Annotated in this window: 18 protein-coding genes, 1 pseudogene and 1 CRISPR repeat array (1 of these 20 running past the window's edge); of the genes and pseudogenes, 13 read left to right on the top strand and 6 right to left on the bottom strand. The window is 49.7% G+C overall.

Annotated elements, in window-relative coordinates; all coding sequences use genetic code 11:
* Positions 1–49: 49 nt before the first annotated feature.
* The 4 genes from SPI9445_RS0112865 (at position 50) to alr (ending at position 5,752) form a co-directional block, all read left to right on the top strand.
* Positions 50–883: an acyl-CoA desaturase gene (locus SPI9445_RS0112865; protein WP_026079759.1), complete on the top strand. Its 834-nt coding sequence runs from the start codon at positions 50–52 to the stop codon at positions 881–883.
* 106 nt (positions 884–989) lie between these two features.
* A complete protein-coding gene (locus tag SPI9445_RS0112860) occupies positions 990–3,035 on the top strand; it encodes a cation:proton antiporter domain-containing protein (protein ID WP_017305161.1) in 2,046 nt (681 codons plus the stop codon).
* Positions 3,036–3,281: 246 nt separating this feature from the next.
* Positions 3,282–4,460: a chromate transporter gene (locus tag SPI9445_RS0112855; protein ID WP_017305160.1), complete on the top strand. Its 1,179-nt coding sequence runs from the start codon at positions 3,282–3,284 to the stop codon at positions 4,458–4,460.
* A gap of 131 nt (positions 4,461–4,591) precedes the next feature.
* Complete coding sequence (gene alr / locus SPI9445_RS0112850) at positions 4,592–5,752, top strand: alanine racemase (RefSeq protein ID WP_017305159.1); 1,161 nt, start codon at positions 4,592–4,594, stop codon at positions 5,750–5,752.
* A 34-nt stretch (positions 5,753–5,786) separates the two neighbouring features.
* On the opposite strand, the gene SPI9445_RS32120 is transcribed toward alr, so the two are convergent.
* The 5 genes from SPI9445_RS32120 to SPI9445_RS0112830 form a co-directional block, all read right to left on the bottom strand.
* Positions 5,787–5,879: a PDZ domain-containing protein gene (locus tag SPI9445_RS32120; RefSeq protein WP_420329824.1), complete on the bottom strand. Its 93-nt coding sequence runs from the start codon at positions 5,877–5,879 to the stop codon at positions 5,787–5,789.
* Between the two features lie 46 nt (positions 5,880–5,925).
* Positions 5,926–6,201, bottom strand: coding sequence for a hypothetical protein (locus SPI9445_RS0112845; RefSeq protein WP_017305158.1), 276 nt, complete (start codon positions 6,199–6,201; stop codon positions 5,926–5,928).
* A gap of 153 nt (positions 6,202–6,354) precedes the next feature.
* Positions 6,355–6,777, bottom strand: a complete 423-nt coding sequence (locus tag SPI9445_RS0112840; protein ID WP_017305157.1) for a ferredoxin — start codon at positions 6,775–6,777, stop codon at positions 6,355–6,357.
* Positions 6,777–7,163 (bottom strand): DUF1257 domain-containing protein, encoded by a 387-nt coding sequence (locus SPI9445_RS0112835; protein ID WP_017305156.1) that lies wholly within the window; start codon positions 7,161–7,163, stop codon positions 6,777–6,779. The genes SPI9445_RS0112840 and SPI9445_RS0112835 overlap by 1 nt, the downstream gene beginning before the upstream one ends.
* Positions 7,164–7,272: 109 nt before the next feature.
* The gene (locus tag SPI9445_RS0112830; RefSeq protein ID WP_026079757.1) at positions 7,273–7,491 is read right to left on the bottom strand and encodes a DUF2997 domain-containing protein; all 219 of its coding nucleotides are present in this window, start codon (positions 7,489–7,491) and stop codon (positions 7,273–7,275) included.
* A 307-nt stretch (positions 7,492–7,798) separates the two neighbouring features.
* On the opposite strand from SPI9445_RS0112830, the gene SPI9445_RS0112825 reads away from it, so the two are divergent.
* The 3 genes from SPI9445_RS0112825 (at position 7,799) to guaA (ending at position 12,143) form a co-directional block, all read left to right on the top strand.
* Positions 7,799–9,046, top strand: coding sequence for a glycoside hydrolase family 10-like protein (locus SPI9445_RS0112825; protein WP_017305154.1), 1,248 nt, complete (start codon positions 7,799–7,801; stop codon positions 9,044–9,046).
* 106 nt (positions 9,047–9,152) lie between these two features.
* A complete protein-coding gene (cbiD, locus tag SPI9445_RS0112820) occupies positions 9,153–10,256 on the top strand; it encodes a cobalt-precorrin-5B (C(1))-methyltransferase CbiD (protein ID WP_017305153.1) in 1,104 nt (367 codons plus the stop codon).
* A 255-nt stretch (positions 10,257–10,511) separates the two neighbouring features.
* Positions 10,512–12,143, top strand: a complete 1,632-nt coding sequence (gene guaA / locus SPI9445_RS0112815; protein ID WP_017305152.1) for a glutamine-hydrolyzing GMP synthase — start codon at positions 10,512–10,514, stop codon at positions 12,141–12,143.
* A gap of 172 nt (positions 12,144–12,315) precedes the next feature.
* On the opposite strand, the gene SPI9445_RS29275 is transcribed toward guaA, so the two are convergent.
* Positions 12,316–12,537, bottom strand: coding sequence for a hypothetical protein (locus tag SPI9445_RS29275; protein ID WP_017305151.1), 222 nt, complete (start codon positions 12,535–12,537; stop codon positions 12,316–12,318).
* Between the two features lie 59 nt (positions 12,538–12,596).
* Here SPI9445_RS29275 and SPI9445_RS0112805 point away from each other — a divergent pair, with 59 nt between their 5' ends.
* The 6 genes and pseudogenes from SPI9445_RS0112805 to minE form a co-directional block, all read left to right on the top strand.
* On the top strand, positions 12,597–13,151 hold the full coding sequence (locus tag SPI9445_RS0112805; protein ID WP_017305150.1) for a hypothetical protein: 555 nt from the start codon (positions 12,597–12,599) through the stop codon (positions 13,149–13,151).
* Between the two features lie 368 nt (positions 13,152–13,519).
* Entirely contained in the window at positions 13,520–14,584 is a 1,065-nt protein-coding gene (locus SPI9445_RS25445; RefSeq protein WP_083883531.1) for a tetratricopeptide repeat protein, read from the top strand.
* Positions 14,585–14,620: 36 nt separating this feature from the next.
* Entirely contained in the window at positions 14,621–15,082 is a 462-nt protein-coding gene (locus tag SPI9445_RS0112795; protein ID WP_017305148.1) for a DUF29 domain-containing protein, read from the top strand.
* A gap of 89 nt (positions 15,083–15,171) precedes the next feature.
* Complete coding sequence (gene minC / locus SPI9445_RS29270) at positions 15,172–16,401, top strand: septum site-determining protein MinC (protein ID WP_017305147.1); 1,230 nt, start codon at positions 15,172–15,174, stop codon at positions 16,399–16,401.
* Between the two features lie 72 nt (positions 16,402–16,473).
* Positions 16,474–17,271, top strand: coding sequence for a septum site-determining protein MinD (gene minD, locus SPI9445_RS0112785; RefSeq protein WP_017305146.1), 798 nt, complete (start codon positions 16,474–16,476; stop codon positions 17,269–17,271).
* 46 nt (positions 17,272–17,317) lie between these two features.
* A pseudogene (minE, locus tag SPI9445_RS32115) lies at positions 17,318–17,611 on the top strand (cell division topological specificity factor MinE); the annotation flags it as partial.
* A gap of 488 nt (positions 17,612–18,099) precedes the next feature.
* Positions 18,100–19,228: a CRISPR direct-repeat array (repeat unit 37 nt; unit sequence CTTGAAATGATCTATAATGCCTATTAGGTATTGAAAC); it runs 3,772 nt beyond the window's last position.

Below are 19,228 nucleotides of genomic sequence, written 5' to 3'. Positions count from 1 at the left end.
AATCTTCGATAGGATAAGGCTACTTTGTTAATTTTTTTTAGGTTCATACATGACTGCTGCGACATCGAATAAGCTTCCGCTTAACTGGAAGAATATCTCCTATATGGCATTCATCCATTTTTTTGCGTTGTTTGCCCTGCTGCCCGGAAATTTTAGCTGGTCAGCGATAGGTGTAGTTCTTTTGCTCCACTGGATTACAGGGGGTCTGGGAATTACTCTAGGGTGGCATCGTCTGGTGAGTCATCGGAGCTTTAAAGCGCCCAAACTGGTGGAGTATTTCTTTGTTTTCTGTGGTGCTTTGGCCTGTCAAGGGGGCGTGATTGACTGGGTGGGGTTACACCGCATCCACCATTTACACTCCGACCGGGATTTAGATCCCCATGATTCTAGTTTAGGGTTCTTCTGGAGTCATTTAGGCTGGATGTTCTATAAAATCCCCGCTCATGAACATATTCCCCGTTTTACCAAAGATATTAAAGACGACCCAGTTTATAAATTCTTCGATCAATACTTTGTACTGGTTCAGGTGGTTTTAGGCCTGATTCTCTTTGCCTTGGGTGGCTGGTCTTATGTGGTTTGGGGGATTTTCTTCCGCCTCGTCTTTGTGTTCCACTGCACTTGGTTTGTGAACAGTGCAACTCACAAATTCGGCTACAGAACCTATGATTCTGATGACAAATCTCGGAACTGTTGGTGGGTGGCTTTAGTGACTTACGGTGAAGGTTGGCACAATAACCATCACGCTTATCAATATTCTGCCCGTCATGGTTTGAAGTGGTGGGAACTTGATATCACTTGGATGACCATTCGCCTCCTGCAATTCTTGGGATTAGCGACGGATATCAAAATGATTCCCGCTACGGCGACGGAAGCGGAAACTTAAGGAAAAATACTTTTGAGGCCACCACAGCCTAAAGGTTGTTAAATTGTGAAATGCAAAGGGATTTTATCTGGTTTGATACAGATAGAGTCCTCTTTTTATTGCCCCTATGAATCTGTCTACTCTATTCACTCCTCCCCTGCTCTGGCTGGGTTTATTCTTTCTAGGGATGGTTGTGGCGATGGTTTGCCGCCGATTTCCGTTAGGGTTTCGGGTGCTGTTTTTGGGGCTTGGCTTGGGGTTAGGGGGGTTTACTCTGTGGCAACCTGACCTAGGGCTGACTCCCTCATTTAGCCCCCATCTTCTGCTCTGGCTCTGTTTACCCCCCCTCGTCTTCCAAACGGCGTTTACTCTCAATGGCTCGTTTTTTCGCCAATATCGCTTTCCCACCCTAATCTGGGCGATTGTAGGGTTTCTGCTCTCAACGGGGCTGTTTGGGGTCATTTTGGCGCAGTTGACGGGGTTTAATCTGACTCCTGCTCTGGTCTTAGGGGGGTTGGTCATGGCGACGGATCCCACGGGACTGTTGGAGCGGTTAAAGCGTCTGGATACGCCCCACCAAGTCCAGACGGTGGCGCAGGGAGAAGGGTTATATAATCAACTGACGCTGATTCTGTTGTTGCCGTTGTTGCTCAGGGGGGAGGGGTTGGAGGCGTTGACGGGGGCGACGGGGCTAGGGTTGGCTCAAGTGCTGGTCTTGGGCATTGCTGGGGGGATTTGGGGGGGGGTGTTGCTGACGGCGCTGTTTTTGCGCACGAAGGAGCAACCTTGGACGATGGCGCTGTTGTCGTTGTTTTTGGTTTATGGGGGTTATACCCTCGGAGAGTTGGGGGGAACGGGGGCGGGTGCTTTGGGGGTGGCCTGTGGGGGGTTGGTGACTCAACAGGGATTAGCCCAAAATCTCGCGCCGTCCCATCGGGAATATTTACACAGTCTCTGGCACTATGGGGGGAATTTTGCCCGGGCTGGGGTGACGTTGGCGCTGGGGTGGCGGGTGGTTGAGGGATGGTCTGGGTTGGGGTGGCTCTGGGTGGGGGTTTGTGGGGTGGTGTTCCTGTTGGTTTTGCGTGCCTTGCTGTTGTGGGGGTTTTTCGGGGGGTTGAATAAGCTGCGGGATTTAAGTGCGATCGCCTTTCCCCAACAAACCCTACTGATTACAACGGGACTCCCCAGTTCTGTCGGTTTCTTACTCGCTCTCAATCTTCCCCCTACCTTAGAAGAGCGTGATGTGATTCAGCTTGTGGTTGTTGCGGTGAGTTTGGTTCGGTTTCTGCTCTTCCCCCCGCTTCTGGGTTGGGTGATTCGACAACATGAGTTACAATCTCCCCGTTTATTAAAGCAAATCGAAAAAGCTCAGGCTCTGCTGACCAGTCAACGGGCGGCTCTCAATCAAATCCCTTTGCTCAAGGGCATTCCCACCCTTGACCCGGCGGTGATTCAACACTTTACCCAGAACTACAATGAGGGGGTGTATCAAGGATCTCAGGCGTTAGAGAGTTTATGGGGCGATCGCCGTCATCTCCTACAAATCCCCGAAACCCTTTGGCTCTATACCCTCACCCTCGAACGGGCTGGGTATCAACAACTGTATGAGGGGGGGTTACTCTCAGAATTTGCCCTCGATAAATTAGAACTGCGGATTTTGCTCAAACACGATGCCATCCAGGCCGGATTTATGCCCCCGCCCTTCTTCTCCGTCCGTCCCAGCGAAACATCTTGGCAACGGTGGCTGTATCGGGTGCTGGGGTGGCTTCTGTTCCGTCCCCAACTGCTGCAAAAACAGCGTCAAACCGTCGCCGATGCCAAATATGAGGCCGATCTGGCGATCGCCCATGTTTGCGCCCAAATCGCCCAAACCCTACGCCAACTCCAAGCGGACACCGACCTACGCGCCGACCTAGTAGAACGTTGTGCCAACACCTACCAAGAAGATAGCGTCATTGCCACCCAGCAACTAGAAACCGTCGCCAAATACACCCCCGACCTCGCCCGTCAGCGTCAACAGTCCCTCATCGAGCGCGTCACCCGTCTGAGCGAACTAGAAACCCTCTACTTACTGGAACAAGAAGGCATTCTGCGCTCTCCCTTAGCCGTCCTCCTGCGTCAACAAATCGCCCGCCGCAACCGCCAAAACTGCACCCATCGGGAGTCCTAGGCTTTCGGTTTAATCGCTTTCATTGACCCATTTGATAAAGATAGCCCGGAGAACCCCATCCCCTTGTGGGTGGGGCAGTTGATGTCTACGGTCTACTGTATCTCTCTTCTGTTATTCCAGAAGATTTTAACGAATCTTCGCCATCACAGCCAACGAGAGAATCAGGGTTTGAACCGGATCTGACAGAAGAGAGATAATTCTAGGGTTTGTTTTTTTCAGCAAGCCCTAAATATAGCAACTGTAATCATGACCGATTCAAGCAAAATCTCCCAACCTGTAAAAGCCCCCTTAAAAGACTTAGCCCTTGTCTTTCTTCGTTTAGGAACCATTGCCTTTGGCGGTCCGGCTGCCCATATTGCCATGATCGACCAAGAAATAGTAGAACGTCGCCAATGGGTGACCCGTGAAAGGTTGCTGGATCTCATCGGTTTTACTAATTTGATTCCTGGGCCGAATTCCACAGAATTAACCATTCATATTGGCTACGAACAAGCCGGATGGCGGGGATTAATTTTAGCGGGGACTTGCTTTATTTTACCGGCTATGCTTATGGTTTGGGGGTTAGCCATTCTCTATACTCACTCCCAAAATATCCCCCAAGGGCAATCTATTCTCTACGGCATTAAACCCGTTATTATTGCCATTGTCCTACAAGCCTTCTGGAATTTAGGGAAAAAAGCCATTAAAGATGTCCCCACTATTTTAGGAAGTTTGGGGGCAATTTTCGCCTATTTTACAGGCTTTAATGAAGTCGTTGCCCTGTTAGGAATTGGAGTGATTGTAATGGTTATTAAAGCCAGAGAATCTCAGCCTCCTTTCTGGGGCAAAAAACCTAGATTGGGGCTATTCCCCCTTTTCCCCCTCCTCACCTTCGTTAATAGTCCCCCCGACCCCGATAAAACTATTAATGGGCTACAGGTTTTTCTACTCTTTTTAAAAATTGGTTTTGTCCTCTATGGCAGTGGTTATGTATTACTCGCCTTTCTACAACGGGAAGTTATTGATCATCACCAATGGCTCACCTCTGAACAGCTTTTAGATGCCGTTGCTATTGGACAATTAACCCCCGGCCCCCTCTCCACAACCGCCACCTTTATCGGTTATTTATTAGCGGGAAATATGGGAGCCATTGCCGCCACCGTTGGCATCTTTTGCCCCGCGTTCCTGTTAGTGCGGATGGTCAATCCTTGGGTGACAAAATTAAGACAATCCCCCTGGGCGGGTGGTTTTCTTGATGGGGTGAATGGGGCCTCATTAGGGTTAATGGTTGGTGTCACCTACAGTTTAGGGCAAACCGCCCTGATTGATGGGTTCAGCCTCATCCTGAGTTTAGGGAGTGCGATCGCCGTCTTCCGTTTCAAGATTAATTCAGTCTGGCTCGTCCTCGCTGGGGGACTGCTAGGTTTCTTCATCCAAGGCCGATAAAACCCCCCTCAGAATTTACCTCACCCCCCATCCAGAAACTGAACAGGTTATCCTGTATAGCAATGAAACATCCCCCAAGGACGCAAAACCCAGAGCGTGGGATGTTGTCGTGAGTGTAGAGGAGTGAACCTATGGTGTTAAGTTATCCATCCCCCCAAAAATTAACCGTCAGCCAAGCGGAATATCAACGCGCTTGGGTAGAAATTAATCTCACCACCTTGGCCGATAATGTCCGGCAAATCAAACGCTTTTTAAAACCCCACACCCAACTGATGGCCGTGATTAAAGCGGATGGTTATGGTCACGGGGCCGTCATGACGGCTAAAACCGCTTTACAAGCGGGGGCGGACTGGTTTGCTGTGGCCACCTCTCAAGAAGGAATTACCCTGCGAGAGGCTGGGATTCAAGCCCCTATTTTAGTTTTAGGGGCTATTAACAGCCTAGAAGAGATTAAAGCGGTGGTGCAGTATCAACTCCAACCTACCCTTTGCAGCCCTCAACAGGCCTTGATTTTCTCCGACACCTTACAGCAACTGGGGCATGATTTACCCGTCCATTTAAACATCGATACCGGAATGTCCCGTTTAGGCACCGCTTGGACTGAAGCGCTGGAATTTGTCCAATTTGTGCGCCAACTGCCCCACTTACACTTAGCGAGTTGTTACTCCCATTTTGCCACGGCGGATGATCCTGACCCCAGTTTTATGGAATTACAGCATCAACGGTTTAAAGAGGCGATCGCCCAATGGCAACAAAACCACCTCATCCCCCCCATGCTACACATCGCCAACTCTGCCGCTACCCTCACTGATTCCTGCTATCACTACGATTTAGTGCGGGTGGGTTTAGCGATCTATGGGTTATATCCAGAGTCCCACCTGCGGCACAAACTGGCCTTAAACCCCGCCCTCGCGATTAAAGCGCGCATTACCCAAGTTAAAACCATCCCCCCCCAGAGTAGTGTGAGTTACGGACGGCGTTTTGTGTGCGATCGCCCCTTACAAATTGCCGTCGTCGGGATTGGTTACGCCGACGGTGTACCCCGTGCCTTAACCAACCAGATGGACGTGTTACTCCGCGGCCGCCGAGTCCCTCAAATCGGGGCTGTTACGATGGATCAACTGATGTTAGATGTCTCTGCCATCCCCGACTTACAAGCGGGGGAAATTGCCACCCTCATCGGGCGAGATGGTTCAGAAGTGATTACGGCCGAAGAGTGGGCTGATAAAACAAATACCATTTCTTGGGAAATTCTCTGCGGGTTTAAACAGCGCCTTCCTCGGGTTTATTAAATTTGTTCTGAATTTCTACCCCTCTGGTGACTCGTTAACCATCTACTTCTAAAATTACGTCACCCCGTCTTAGTCCGGCTCGTTCTGCGGGGGTATTGGTAAAACCGGAGCCACGAATCCCCCACAACCCATTCAAGGAAGAAACGCCCCATTTTCATGGATTGAGACTCAATTCAACGGGGAGATGCGCCACCAAAACGCTCAATCAATTCTTGCCGAGATAACTGCATTAACAAGGGGGTAAATTCTGAAGCGGGCAAACTCAAGATAGCCTCTATAATTTCGGCTAACTCAGCATCAACTGCTCCAAAACGAAACTGAAGCAAATTCTCCACAACCAGACGTTCACCCCGTTCTAGACCCTGTGCTAGACCCCGTTCTAGACCTTGTTCCAAACCCGATAGTTTGGCCGCTTCTAACTGTTGATCAAAAAGAGGAGATAACCGCATAATTAATTCTCTATCCTCCCAATTTGGATTAACATCTTCGTCTAAATGAGCTTTTAAGCGATTCAGTGACAGAAGAGAGATAATATCAAGAAAAAGAGGCTATTTATAGCCTCTCTCAAACTCGATGAAGTGAATCAATTGCAAAAAAATTGATCAAGATGGACGGGGTTTAGACTTCGCAGGTTTAGCATTCGCGCCATGATTGGGGAACCCTAAGTGCTTCACCACTTGATACTTGCGCTGGGCTTCTAACTCCTTGAGGTGGGTATAATCCACCCAATGGATGCAGTCCACCGGACAAGTCTCAATGGCCTCATCAATTAAGGCCTCCGGATCACCCTCTTGACTCATCACCCGCGATCGCCCATAATCCGGCTCAAGATAGAACGTATTCGGCGCAACATGGACACAATGCTTACAGCCAATACAAGTAATCTCGTCTACATAAACCCCTTTCTGCCGTAATTCCCCCCCTAACTCCGGTTCAAAACCCGTGCGTTCAGGAGCATCCCGAAAAATGCCCCCCAATTCTGGTTCAAAACCAGACCGTTCAGGAGTAGGTTCAAAATCAGCCATTAGGCACTCCAGCGTTGGACAACTAGACGGAGAGAACCGTCTGTATTCTTTTGTTGTTCTGCAATTTGAAAGCCTTGTTTCGTCGCTTCACTCACCACCGTATGATAGGCATACTGTTGAGTTAAACGCTTCAAAAACCCTTCCACCGATAAAGGTTGTTGCCAGTATTGCAAATCAGCGACTAATTCGTATTCTTGACCATTCCAACTAAAGCCAATATCATAGTCATTGCTTTGCTCAACAACCACCTCAGCTGTGCGGGTTTGTCCTTGATATCCCCTCACCGTCGAAGGGCCCGATTTCCAAGCTACTCCTAAATCAGAAAGAGCCGCTTGTAAAGAAGAAAGATTGCGAATTTGTGTTTTAATGTTGCTGAAATGAGACATATTTTGTCTAACCTATGGCCATTAGATTTACAAAAGTTTTCAAAACGTAAAACAAGTTTAGAACTGTTTTCAGATTCAAGGGTTGGAACAAACCCCCTTGATTAACCGATTACCAATCACTCCAATTTTGTTGGTGATTGGTTGCGCTGGCAGACTGGCGCTGTTCTTGAGCATAATATTCCGAGGTTTTTTCACTCGACAGCACGATGCCTAATTGGGCTTCAATTGCTGCTGTTACTTCAGTACAAGACGCTCCCACAATGCCTGTGGCTTTTTCTTGTACCCGACCGTCGGGGTAAATGATAAACTCTAGAGTTTCCATGTTCATGGTTTGTCTCTAGGAAAACCTCCATCTGAAGTTAGAGTAGGGGGACGAGGCGGAAGCACTCGCGGGTTAATGCTATTACTCAACTATCTTGAGCGATCGCATTAAAAGTTGTTAGATTTTAACAAAGTTTAAAGATCACAGGAGAGGCTACATCAATAATTTGTAAGTTTCGCGTAACTTTCAAATCTCGTCAAGATGGGCTAGCTTGTTTGAGGGGTGTCATGACCTTGGGGACTGGGTTTCCCTCCACCCAATCACCCCATCAGATGTCATGGGGGGGAAATTTTCCTAGCAGATGAGTACATTCATGAGACGATTTAAAGGCGATCGCCGCCAGAATTTCGGGATTTTGCTGATCACCCTAGCATTAATGGTGTTTTTTTTGCGATCGCCCTTCCCCACAACTCCCACTGTCGCCTCCATCACCCGACAAGGAGAAATGCGCGGCGTTTGGTTAACCAACGTTGCCAGTGGAGTATTATTTCTACCCTGGGGTATACAGCGCGCCATCCAAGGACTCGCCCAATTTAACTTCAATACCCTTTACCCCGTCGTCTGGAATCGCGGATATACCTTCTATCCCAGCGCCATTGCTCATCAAGAAACCGGAAACGCCCAACTCCCCCTTTTAACCCTAATGCACTTCGGCCAAGATGTCCTAGCCCAAATCATCCAACAAGGCCACCAACGGGATTTTAAAGTCCTCCCTTGGTTTGAATACGGTTTAATGACTCCCCGGCGTTCCCTGTTAGCCAAACGACACCCCGATTGGTTAACCCAAACCCAAGATCATCGTTCCATCGGTTATGATGACGACTTAGCCGCCGAATCAGAACAAGCCTCCCCCCTCTTACAGTGGTTAAATACTCGCCGTTACATCCCCCAAGAATGGCTAAATCCCTTTCATCCCGAAGTTCAGGCCTTTATTAAAGGCATGGTCTTAGAAGTCGTCGAAAATTATGACATTGATGGCATTCAATTTGACGATCATTTTGGAATGCCCGTCGAAATGGGTTATGACCCCTACACTATCGCCCTTTATCAACAGGAAAATAACGGTCAATTGCCCCCCAGCGATCCCTATGATCCTCGTTGGATGGGGTGGCGTGCTAATAAGATTACAGCCTTTATGGGAGACATTTATAAATCGGTGAAAGCTATTAAACCCGATTGCATTGTATCCCTGTCCCCCCACTCTCAAAGTTTTGCTTACTACAAATATTTACAAAATTGGCGAGATTGGGTAAAAAATGGCTTTGTCGATCAACTGGTTTTACAAGTGTATCGCAGTGATCCCGACAAGTTCATTAATGAACTGCATCAAGATGCCATTAATTATGCGCGTGAACGGATTCCGGTCAGTGTAGCCATTTTGAGCGGCGTGTTAACCAAACCCATTCCCATTGGGCAAATTATTGAGCAAGTGGAGATCGTTAGACAACAAGGTTTTACTGGGGTTTCTTTCTTCTATTGGGAGAGTTTATGGGGCTATATTACTCCCGAATCTCCCCATGAGCGACGGGAGGGATTTAAGGGCCTTTTTCAAGGTCGTTGAGGCTAGCCATCCCAAAAACTCTAGGCCAAAAAAGCCAGCCCTCCGTGGCTTGGGTGCAGCAACAGCACAACCTATTACTGATTACTGATTACTGAATTACTGATTAATGACTCACTCTGGCTATACCCTTCCTGTTTTCGCTTGTGCTTCGGCTGTGGCAGCCCTACGCTGCCTTCAAGAGTCCAACAAGTTAAACACCCTTGCATCCGTTGAGATTGACCTGATTAAGCCTCCCCAACGAGTGACCATTGAGGTGGAACAAGTAGCCCCGTTGGGGGAAAATCGCGCCCTCGCCATTACCCGCAGTGATCCCGGAGATAATCTCGATTTAACCCGTCATACCCCTATTTGGGCTTTAGTCGAACGACGGAGGCGAGAAGTAGGGGAGGAGGCGATTCAGATTCAAGGAGGGGAAGGTTTGGGCAAAATTACCCAAGAGGACGGGCGGGCGGCTATTTATCGCTACGCCCAGGAACTGTTACGGGAAAATCTACAACGGGAGTTAGATCCAGATTGGGCGATTACCATTCAGGTGATTTTACCCGAAGGGCGGAAGTTGGCCCGACGGACTTCTAATGCTGCTTTTGGGGTGGTGGAGGGGTTATCGTTACTGGGAACGACGGGGATTAGTCAACCTCTGACCTCTCCGGAGCAGTTGGCGGACTATCAAAGCCAATTGCAACAAAAAGCGGAACAGTTTAAGACGTTGGTTTTTTGTGTGGGGGAGAATGGGCTAGACTTGGCACAGAGGATGGGGATTGAGGGCGATCGCCTCGTTAAAACTGCCAACTGGTTAGGCTCCCTCCTCGTTACGGCCGCGGAGGCTGGAGTGGAGTCGGTGTTACTCTTTGGCTATCATGGCAAACTTCTAAAACTCGCTGGGGGAATTTTCCACACCCACCACCATTTAGCCGATGGACGATTAGAAATTCTCACCGCGTTTGGGGTTAAAGCGGGTTTACCCCTGGCCGATTTGCAAGCCATCCTAGACTGTGAGACGGCCGAACAAGTCCTGCAAGGGCTAGAACAACGGGGACAAGCCCAAGGGGTCTATGAACGCCTAGCCGAAGCTATAGATCAACGTTCACAAGAGTATGTCAGACAACACAGTAACAACCCCTTGCGCGTCGGTTGTTTGCTCTTTCGGCGCGATCGCACTGTAATTGTGAAAAGTGCTTACGGCACAACGCTTTTATCCCAATTGTGCTAGAATTGCTTGAATCGTCCGTTTTTTATTTTCCTCGAAATTTAAATTTTTATTTGACTGGCTTATTTCCCTACCGTTGCGGGCAATAGCGACCTCTTTAGTTTTTTTGTTTTAATTTTTTGGCTTGATAAGTTTGTATCCGAGAGTCCGGCAACTCCTCAAAGGTTGCCCGCTTCGCTTTCAACTTGACTCATCCTGAATGGCACCACTCAGGGTGCGATTTTATCCTCTCAATCTTGTTGCTAAACATCAGATCGAATGACGACTCAAATTGAATCCATGACCCCCAATCCGACCGAGACTTTGCCTTCAGAGTCCGCCCCAGAAAAACTCAATCGCCAAATGATTGTCATTCTGGATTTTGGTTCCCAATATTCCGAACTGATTGCCCGACGGATTCGGGAAACTCAAGTGTATTCCGAAGTGCTTTCCTACCGCACCACAGCCGAACAGTTGCGTCAACTGAGTCCTCGGGGGATTATTTTATCCGGCGGCCCCAGTTCCGTCTATGATCCCTATGCTCCCCAATGTGATAGCGCAATCTGGGATTTAGGCATTCCCATTTTAGGGGTATGTTACGGAATGCAGTTAATGGTGAAACAACTGGGGGGCAGCGTTGAACGGGCGAAACAAGCCGAATATGGCAAAGCCTCCCTCTTTATTGACGACCCCACCGACCTACTAACCAACGTTGAGGATGGGTCTACCATGTGGATGAGTCATGGAGACTCTTGCACAAACCTACCCCAAGGCTTTGAGGTTCTGGCTCATACCGATAATACTCCTTGTGCGGCGATCGCCCACCACAAACGGCAACTCTACGGAGTCCAATTCCACCCCGAAGTCGTCCACTCCGTCGATGGCATCGCCCTAATTCGCAACTTCGTCTATCATATCTGCGACTGCGAACCCACCTGGACCACCGAAGCCTTTTTAGAAGAATCCATCCGGGAAGTTCGCGCCAAAGTGGGCGATAAACGAGTTCTCCTCGCCCTTTCCGGCGGTGTAGACTCCTCCACCCTCGCCTTCCTCCTCCATCAAGCCATTGGCGACCAACTCACCTGTATGTTTATCGATCAGGGGTTTATGCGCAAAGGGGAACCCGAACGCTTAATGGAAATCTTCAACGAACGGTTTCATATTAACGTCGAGTACGTCAACGCCCGTGATCGTTTCTTAGAAAAACTGGTCGGCATCACAGACCCCGAAGAAAAACGCCGTCGCATTGGTCACGAATTTATCCGCGTCTTTGAAGAAGAATCCCGGCGCTTAGGCCCTTTTGACTATCTCGCCCAAGGCACACTCTACCCCGACGTGATTGAGTCCGCCGACACCAACGTAGACCCCCAAACCGGGGAACGAGTCGCCGTAAAAATCAAAAGCCATCACAACGTCGGCGGTTTACCTGAAGACCTACAATTTAAGCTGGTGGAACCCCTGCGCAAACTCTTTAAAGACGAAGTGCGCCAACTCGCCCGTACTATTGGTTTACCCCCAGAAATTGTCCGTCGTCACCCCTTCCCGGGCCCCGGTTTAGCCATTCGCATCATTGGCGAAGTAACCGCCGAACGGTTAAATATTCTCCGAGATGCGGATTTTGTTGTGCGGGATGAGATCCGCAAGTGGGATGTATATGATGACTTCTGGCAGGCCTTCGCCGTGTTGTTACCCATTCACAGTGTGGGAGTGATGGGGGATCAACGAACCTATGCCCATCCGGTAGTCGTGCGTTGTGTCTCCAGTGAAGATGGCATGACTGCCGACTGGTCCCGTGCGCCCTATGACCTGTTAGAAGCTATTTCTAACCGCATTGTCAATGAGGTTAAAGGGGTTAACCGCGTGGTGTATGATATCACCTCTAAACCCCCCGGAACCATTGAGTGGGAATAGGGGCATAGGGAACGGGGAACGGGGAACGGGGGGAGAGGGGGAGAGGGGGAGAGGGGGAGCAGGGGAGCAGGGGAGCAGGGGAGAGGGGGAGCAGGGGAATAGTGGGTAGTGAATAGCCAAAACTCTTGACTATTGTCTTTTCCCGACTCCCTAGGGCGCAATGCTTGCGCCCCTACACCGACTCCCAACTCCCGACTCCCAACTCCCGATTCCCAACTCCCGACACCCGACACCCGATTCCCGACACCCGATTCCCGACTCCCGATTCCCGACTCCCGACACCCGATTCCCGACACCCGATTCCCGACACCCGATTCCCGACTCCCGACACCCGATTCCCGATTCCCGATTCCCGACACCCGATTCCCGACACCCGACACCCGATTCCCGACACCCGATTCCCGACACCCGATTCCCGATTCCCGATTCCCGATTCCCGACTCCCGACTCCCCATGACCCTAATTATTTGTCCGGGAGTCCATTCTCCCGACCTGACAGACCAATTTTTAGACACCTTGGGCGCTTATGGGTCAGGGGATGTTCACCTCGTACCTCCGACCTATCCGCCCTATTCGGGATGGCATACCCTCCAATTTATAGAGCAAGTTCTACCCTATCCTCCCTCAGCGAGTCCAGCGCTGGGGGTGATTGCCTTCAGTGCGGGGGCAGTGGGAGGGATGATGGCGGCGCAGGAGTGGGAATGCCGGGGCGGCAAGGTTAACGGGGTGATGGCGTGGGATGGTTGGGGTGTGCCGCGTTTAGGGCGTTTCCCCTTTTATCGGGTGAGTCATGATCATTTTACCCATTGGAGTTCAGGACTCTTGGGGCGGGGGGATGAATCCTTTTATGCGGATCCTCCTGTGGAGCATTTAAACTTGTGGCAGTCTCCCGGTGCTGTGTGGGGATGGTGGGAGAAGGGTTGGGGGATAGGAAGGCGTTGTTCTTTGTTAGAAATGTTAGGGGAGATTGTGCCGAGGTTGGCGGAATCTGAAGCCATCAACACCTAGGATCTATCTTGCCGTGACATCCTCCCGACACCGACCCTAGGGGTACGGTGCGGGCTTCCCCATATTACTATGAGGTTTTCCTGCTTCTACGGGAGGCTCTAGATGTCTTTTTAGGGACATCCCCGTTCGCGTTTGCTACGCAACGCTTCGCGAACGCGAAGCGTTGCGTAGCAATAACCTCTTCCTCCCCAGGCAGCTTGACCCCCCCCCAGGCTGCAAGTCCACGTTGCTCAACAACCAGTGCCGCAGCAATGTCCCTATCCGTTACCTCTTCAGTAGATAGTATGCAGGGAAATGACTATAAGCCTTGTTGGTTTTGATTCTGGCGGCTTTTGGAAAGGTGGGTTAGACTAAGGGAATTGGTTCAGATGAGATCGTTTTTTATGGTCAATCGCAAGTTCGTTGGGTTGATTTTGGCTGTGTCGTTGGTGTTTGCCCCCCAGAGGGTGATGGCTCAGACGCTTGATCAGTTTTTGCAGAGGGCTGATGCGGCTTGGTCGGAGGGGCGATATGTGGAAGCAGAAAGGATGTTTCGCCAAGCTATCCAACTAGAACCCAATAATGCTGAGGCTCACTTCTATCTCGGTCTTGCCTTGCTGGAACAAGAGAAACCAGAAGAAGCCATCGCCTCCTTCCAACGGGCAATCGAACTAGAACCCAATAATGCGGAGGTTCACCCCTATCTCGGTCTTGCCTTGCTGGAACAAGAGAAACCAGAAGAAGCCATCGCCTCCTTCCAACGGGCAATCGAGCTAGATCCTAATCATGCTATGGCTCACTTCTATTTCAGCGCTGTTCTGATATCACAAGAGAAACCAGAAGAGGCGATCGCCTTCTACCAACGGGGAATCGAACTAGACCCCAATAGTGCTATGGCTTACTACAATCTTGGTAATGCCCTGTATTTGCAAGGGGAACCAGAAGATGCGATCGCCGCCTTCCAACGGGCAATCGAACTAGACCCTAATTTAGCCGTCGCTCACTACAATCTCGGTAATGCCCTGCGTCTCGAAGGGGAACTAGAAGAGGCGATCGCTTCCTACCAACGGGTCATCGAACTAGACCCCAATCATGCTTTTGCTCACTCCCTTCTCGGTCATGTCCTGAGAGATCAAGGGAAACCAGAAGATGCGATCGCCGCCTTGCAACGGGCAATCGAACTAGACCCCAATTATGCTTTTGCTCACTCCCTTCTCGGTGATCTCCTGGGAGCGCAAGGGGAACTAGAAGAGGCGATCGCCTCCTACCAACGGGTAGTCGAACTCAACCCTAATAGTGTCATTGCTCACTTCGATCTCGGTCGTGCCCTGCTCGAACAAGGGAAACTAGAAGATGCGATCGCCGCCTTCCAACGGGCAATCGAACTCGATCCCGACTTCACCGCAGCCCAAACCAACCTCGAAGAAGCAGAACGCCTGCTTGTTACCCCGTAATCCGGCCTCCCCCTCCCGCCGCTCCGTATATTAATTATGAATTCTCAACGGGTTTCACAATACGAACAAGATTTTTATGGTTGGACCCAGTGGCAAGCCGAGGTACTGGCGAAACGGGAAGTATCCGCCCTAGATTGGCAACACTTACAGGAGGAATTAGAAAGTTTGGGGAGGCAGGAATACCGAGAATTAGTCAGTCGTCTGACTGTCTTGTTAGGGCATCTCCTCAAGTGGGAATATCAGCCGGAAAAACGCTCTCGTAGCTGGTTTTTAACCATACGAGAACAACGCCGAGGGATTAAGCGTCATCTGACCCACAATCCTAGCTTAAAGTCTCGCCTCCCAGATGCGTTAGGAGATGGATTTGAAGCGGGAGTTGATTTAGCGTTACGAGAAACCGATTTACCCGTGAAAACGTTTCCTGAACAATGTCCCTATGGATTCGAGGAGGCGATTGCGGATTCTTTTCTCTGCGATACTTGCCAAGACTGGAAGTAACAGTAAATGGCGTGGGTTTTGCGCGGGGGATCTATAATCGGACAATATAAAGCCGTTCTGAAGGACGGGGTTTAGTCCCCATTTTTTCGATGACTGATGAGGAGAAAGGAAAAAACATCATTGCTGATAGTGAGCTAGATGCTGAATTGGAGGAATTAGTCACCCTGCTAGAAGAGACTGGCATCTTAGAAAATTCAGAAGCTATCCGGGATAGTTCATCTCCTCCTGAAGAGGCAAAACTGGACTCACCGGGCAACTCTGCCGAGGGGGTGGAAGATCGGGATCAAGAGGTGCTGGCTGAAACGGTCACTCTTTCTGAAGCAGGAGAAGCGCCCCAAGGTGCAACAGTACCCAAGGAGAGAGAATCCCTAGTGGTGTCTGAGGCCGTGGAATTGCCCCAAGGAGCAACACTGCCGAAGGGGATAGAACCCCTAGTGGTGTCTGAGTCTGTGAAACCGCTCAAAGGAGCAACACGGCCACCCGAAACAGCACCCCCAGAATCCGATGGGGAAGAGGAAAAAGGCACTGGGGGGATTGTGTTAGTGGATCCTCGGGAGCAAATCCGCTTAACTCGGGAGGGGGAGGTGGTAAAGGTCATCCTTCCGAGTACCCAGGTGAGTTCGGTTAAGTTGGATTGGTCAGAATTATGGGATCAACTCAAACATCGCTTAAATAGTAGTGAGAATTTCTGGCAAGCGGGGACGGATGTCCATTTGTTGGCGGCGGATCAACTTCTGGATCTGCGGCAGTTACAGGAAATTGCTCAGGCTTTGGGGAGTGCGAAACTGGAATTGCGCCGTGTGAGTACCAGTCGCCGTCAAACGGCGGTAGCGGCAGCGACGGCGGGGTATTCGGTGGATCAGGAAACCCCCCCCCCTCCTACTCCGGTGAGTCCTGTGGTGCAGACTTCGGCGGAAAATTGGGCGGAACCGCTCTATCTCAAGTCTACGGTGCGTTCTGGGGTGGAAATTCAACATCCGGGGACGGTGGTAGTGTTGGGAGATACGAATCCGGGGAGTACCATTGTGGCGGCAGGGGATATTCTAGTGTTAGGCCGTTTGCGGGGAATTGCCCATGCGGGATCTCAAGGGAATCGGGCTTGTCAGATTTTCGCGTTGCAAATGGAAGCGACTCAACTCCGAATTGCGGAGGCGATCGCACGTCCTCCGGAAACGCCTTTAGATGAGTTTTATCCCGAAATCGCCTATATTACCCCTTCGGGCATTCGTTTAGCCCGGGCGTTTCACTTCTTTAAGACTCATATTTTTTCTTTTTCAGAAAATAGTTGGTTAGAAAAGGGAGAAAATGGCTCAAAATAAACCGATAGACACAGCCATTCCCTTTGAAGATGGCTGATGGAATCACCCACTACCTAGAGAATTACCTAGAGAATGAGTCGCATTATTGTTATTACCTCCGGCAAGGGAGGGGTAGGAAAAAGCACGATTACAGCTAACTTAGGGACAGCCATTGCCAAGCGAGGCCATACGGTGGCCTTAGTGGATGCGGATTTCGGGCTGCGTAACCTTGACCTCTTGCTGGGTTTAGAAAATCGTGTGGTTTATACGGCTGTGGAGGCGATCGCAGGCCACTGTCGGTTAGAACAAGCTTTAGTCAAGGATAAACGTCAGCCCGGTTTAGTATTACTCCCGGCGGCTCAAAACCGCACTAAGGAGGCCGTCACCCCGGATCAAATGAGAACCCTTCTCTATGCCCTCAGCAAGGCCTTTGAATTTATTTTGGTAGATTCACCTGCCGGGATTGAAATGGGCTTTCGCAACGCCATTTCTGCGGCACAGGAGGCGATTGTGGTCACGACTCCAGAGGTGGCGGCGGTGCGAGATGCGGATCGGGTGATTGGTTTACTCGAAGCCAACGACATTCGCAAAATTAACCTGATTGTCAACCGTATCAAGCCCCAGATGGTACAAAGTAATGACATGATGAGCGTTGATGATGTGTTGGAAATTCTGGCGATTCCACTCATTGGCATTATTCCCGATGACGAGCAGATTATTGTTTCTAGCAATAAGGGAGAACCGATCCTATTGGAGAAAGCCAACACCCTGCCGGGAATTGCTTTCCAGAATATCGCCCGACGTATTGACGGTGAACGAGTTCCTTTTTTAGACCTCATGGCCGCCCAAGAAAACATTTTTTCTCGGATTCGTCGCTTCTTCCGAGGGTAATTTTGGCTTCTGTAATCCTGTGTGTACTACTCAACCTAACTCGGCTATGCTTTACAAATTTTTTGGTAAACTCCTGAACTGGCGGGGCGATGTCAACAGTCGGACAGCAGCAAAACAGCGTCTCAAGTTAGTGATTGCCCATGATCGGGCGGATCTCAGTCGTGAAACGGTGGAGGCGATGCGGAAGGAAATTCTGGAAGTGGTGGCGCGTTATGTGGAAATTGAAACGGGGGAGTCGGAGTTTTCCCTACAAAGTGACCATCGTATGACTTCCCTAATTGCCAATTTACCCATTCGCCGAGTGCGCAATATTAAGTTAGAATCGGCCTCTACGGAGTCGCCCCCGGTGCCGTCTCCTCCAGTGACTCCCCCCCCTGTTGCGCCTACGGTGTCGGAGGAGGAGGAGGAGAGTCTGGCGAAGTCGGAGGAAAAAGCAGCTTCTGATGCGGAGTCTAGTCTCCCGGAGGTGGATAGCGCTCCGGTGTTGCCGAGTGATCCTCTGGGGGAGTTGGAGGAGCACCAAGGCTGACCAGTTAAGGGGGAACGTTAGACGTTAAGAGCATCGGGAGGGGGGAATTTTCAAGGATTGTTTCCCTGAATTTGCGCGACGGGGTGGGTGTTTTTTTTGCGCTTGGGCAACTGTGGGCTGAAAGCGTTGGGGGGATTGGGTTAGAGGGGGTTTGTTCAGTTGAAGGTGTCGCGCACCTTACAGGGCAAGGGTTTCAGGGATTTGTTGCTTTTTTGGGAGGACGGTGTTATATTATTTTTGTGGGTGTCGCGCAAGTGAGGCGGGAAAGTCCCACAAGGTCACGGTTTCGGAGTGCCGCTCTTGAAATGATCTATAATGCCTATTAGGTATTGAAACCAGAATTTCGATGGTTTCTTGAATCAAACTGAGTGCGTCGCCTTGAAATGATCTATAATGCCTATTAGGTATTGAAACAAGAAGGGGAAGAAGAACCAATAACCAAAGCTTTCTTGAAATGATCTATAATGCCTATTAGGTATTGAAACTAACTGAAGGCCCTTTGGCGGTTGAAGATTATTTTCCTTGAAATGATCTATAATGCCTATTAGGTATTGAAACTTTTAGTTTTTCCATTCCCTACTTATTTTTCAGGCTTGAAATGATCTATAATGCCTATTAGGTATTGAAACTGGGTGGAGGTAAAACTCCAAAAATTAGCAGTATACTTGAAATGATCTATAATGCCTATTAGGTATTGAAACAAGGGCCTTCTGGAGTTCGTCCATCTGTGCTTGCATCTTGAAATGATCTATAATGCCTATTAGGTATTGAAACGCAGGTTTGTCCCTCGTCTGGGCAGAACCAAATCGCTTGAAATGATCTATAATGCCTATTAGGTATTGAAACGCCGCTTGCCCCAACCTGGACAGCATCGACCGGACTTGAAATGATCTATAATGCCTATTAGGTATTGAAACGCAAATCTCAAGGATGCCGCGCTCTCCTCCACTTCCTTGAAATGATCTATAATGCCTATTAGGTATTGAAACCATTCTCGGATGGGCGATTGATTCTGCCCCAGAGTCCTTGAAATGATCTATAATGCCTATTAGGTATTGAAACCCTCTACTGGGGCGGCACAGAACCCGAGGCGAGGGCGCTTGAAATGATCTATAATGCCTATTAGGTATTGAAACCTTTACAGTGGGAATCCCATTTCCCCACCTCTCCTTGAAATGATCTATAATGCCTATTAGGTATTGAAACAGATATTAATACTCAAGTGGGTATTCATTCGAGCTTGAAATGATCTATAATGCCTATTAGGTATTGAAACCTGATGAGATTTGCCCCTCCGCCTGTGCGGTCTGGACTTGAAATGATCTATAATGCCTATTAGGTATTGAAACATAGTCCCCCGCCGCCGGGAGAATGTTTGCATCTGTGCCTTGAAATGATCTATAATGCCTATTAGGTATTGAAACCAGT

The sequence above is a fragment of the Spirulina subsalsa PCC 9445 genome (assembly GCF_000314005.1).
Lineage (GTDB): Bacteria > Cyanobacteriota > Cyanobacteriia > Cyanobacteriales > Spirulinaceae > Spirulina_A > Spirulina_A subsalsa.
This window is presented reverse-complemented; position numbering and strand designations above follow the sequence as displayed.

What these genes read in the sequence shown, in the direction of transcription:
- SPI9445_RS0112835 (WP_017305156.1), bottom strand. Translation starts at nt 7,163, where the DNA reads ATGTCTCATTTCAGCAACATTAAAACACAAATTCGCAATCTTTCTTCT.
- SPI9445_RS0112845 (WP_017305158.1), bottom strand. Translation starts at nt 6,201, where the DNA reads ATGCGGTTATCTCCTCTTTTTGATCAACAGTTAGAAGCGGCCAAACTA.
- SPI9445_RS0112855 (WP_017305160.1), top strand. Translation starts at nt 3,282, where the DNA reads ATGACCGATTCAAGCAAAATCTCCCAACCTGTAAAAGCCCCCTTAAAA.
- SPI9445_RS0112825 (WP_017305154.1), top strand. Translation starts at nt 7,799, where the DNA reads ATGAGACGATTTAAAGGCGATCGCCGCCAGAATTTCGGGATTTTGCTG.
- alr (WP_017305159.1), top strand. Translation starts at nt 4,592, where the DNA reads ATGGTGTTAAGTTATCCATCCCCCCAAAAATTAACCGTCAGCCAAGCG.
- SPI9445_RS0112860 (WP_017305161.1), top strand. Translation starts at nt 990, where the DNA reads ATGAATCTGTCTACTCTATTCACTCCTCCCCTGCTCTGGCTGGGTTTA.
- SPI9445_RS0112805 (WP_017305150.1), top strand. Translation starts at nt 12,597, where the DNA reads ATGACCCTAATTATTTGTCCGGGAGTCCATTCTCCCGACCTGACAGAC.
- guaA (WP_017305152.1), top strand. Translation starts at nt 10,512, where the DNA reads ATGACGACTCAAATTGAATCCATGACCCCCAATCCGACCGAGACTTTG.
- SPI9445_RS25445 (WP_083883531.1), top strand. Translation starts at nt 13,520, where the DNA reads ATGAGATCGTTTTTTATGGTCAATCGCAAGTTCGTTGGGTTGATTTTG.
- SPI9445_RS0112840 (WP_017305157.1), bottom strand. Translation starts at nt 6,777, where the DNA reads ATGGCTGATTTTGAACCTACTCCTGAACGGTCTGGTTTTGAACCAGAA.
- cbiD (WP_017305153.1), top strand. Translation starts at nt 9,153, where the DNA reads ATGACTCACTCTGGCTATACCCTTCCTGTTTTCGCTTGTGCTTCGGCT.
- SPI9445_RS0112795 (WP_017305148.1), top strand. Translation starts at nt 14,621, where the DNA reads ATGAATTCTCAACGGGTTTCACAATACGAACAAGATTTTTATGGTTGG.
- SPI9445_RS0112830 (WP_026079757.1), bottom strand. Translation starts at nt 7,491, where the DNA reads ATGAACATGGAAACTCTAGAGTTTATCATTTACCCCGACGGTCGGGTA.
- minC (WP_017305147.1), top strand. Translation starts at nt 15,172, where the DNA reads ATGACTGATGAGGAGAAAGGAAAAAACATCATTGCTGATAGTGAGCTA.
- minD (WP_017305146.1), top strand. Translation starts at nt 16,474, where the DNA reads ATGAGTCGCATTATTGTTATTACCTCCGGCAAGGGAGGGGTAGGAAAA.
- SPI9445_RS0112865 (WP_026079759.1), top strand. Translation starts at nt 50, where the DNA reads ATGACTGCTGCGACATCGAATAAGCTTCCGCTTAACTGGAAGAATATC.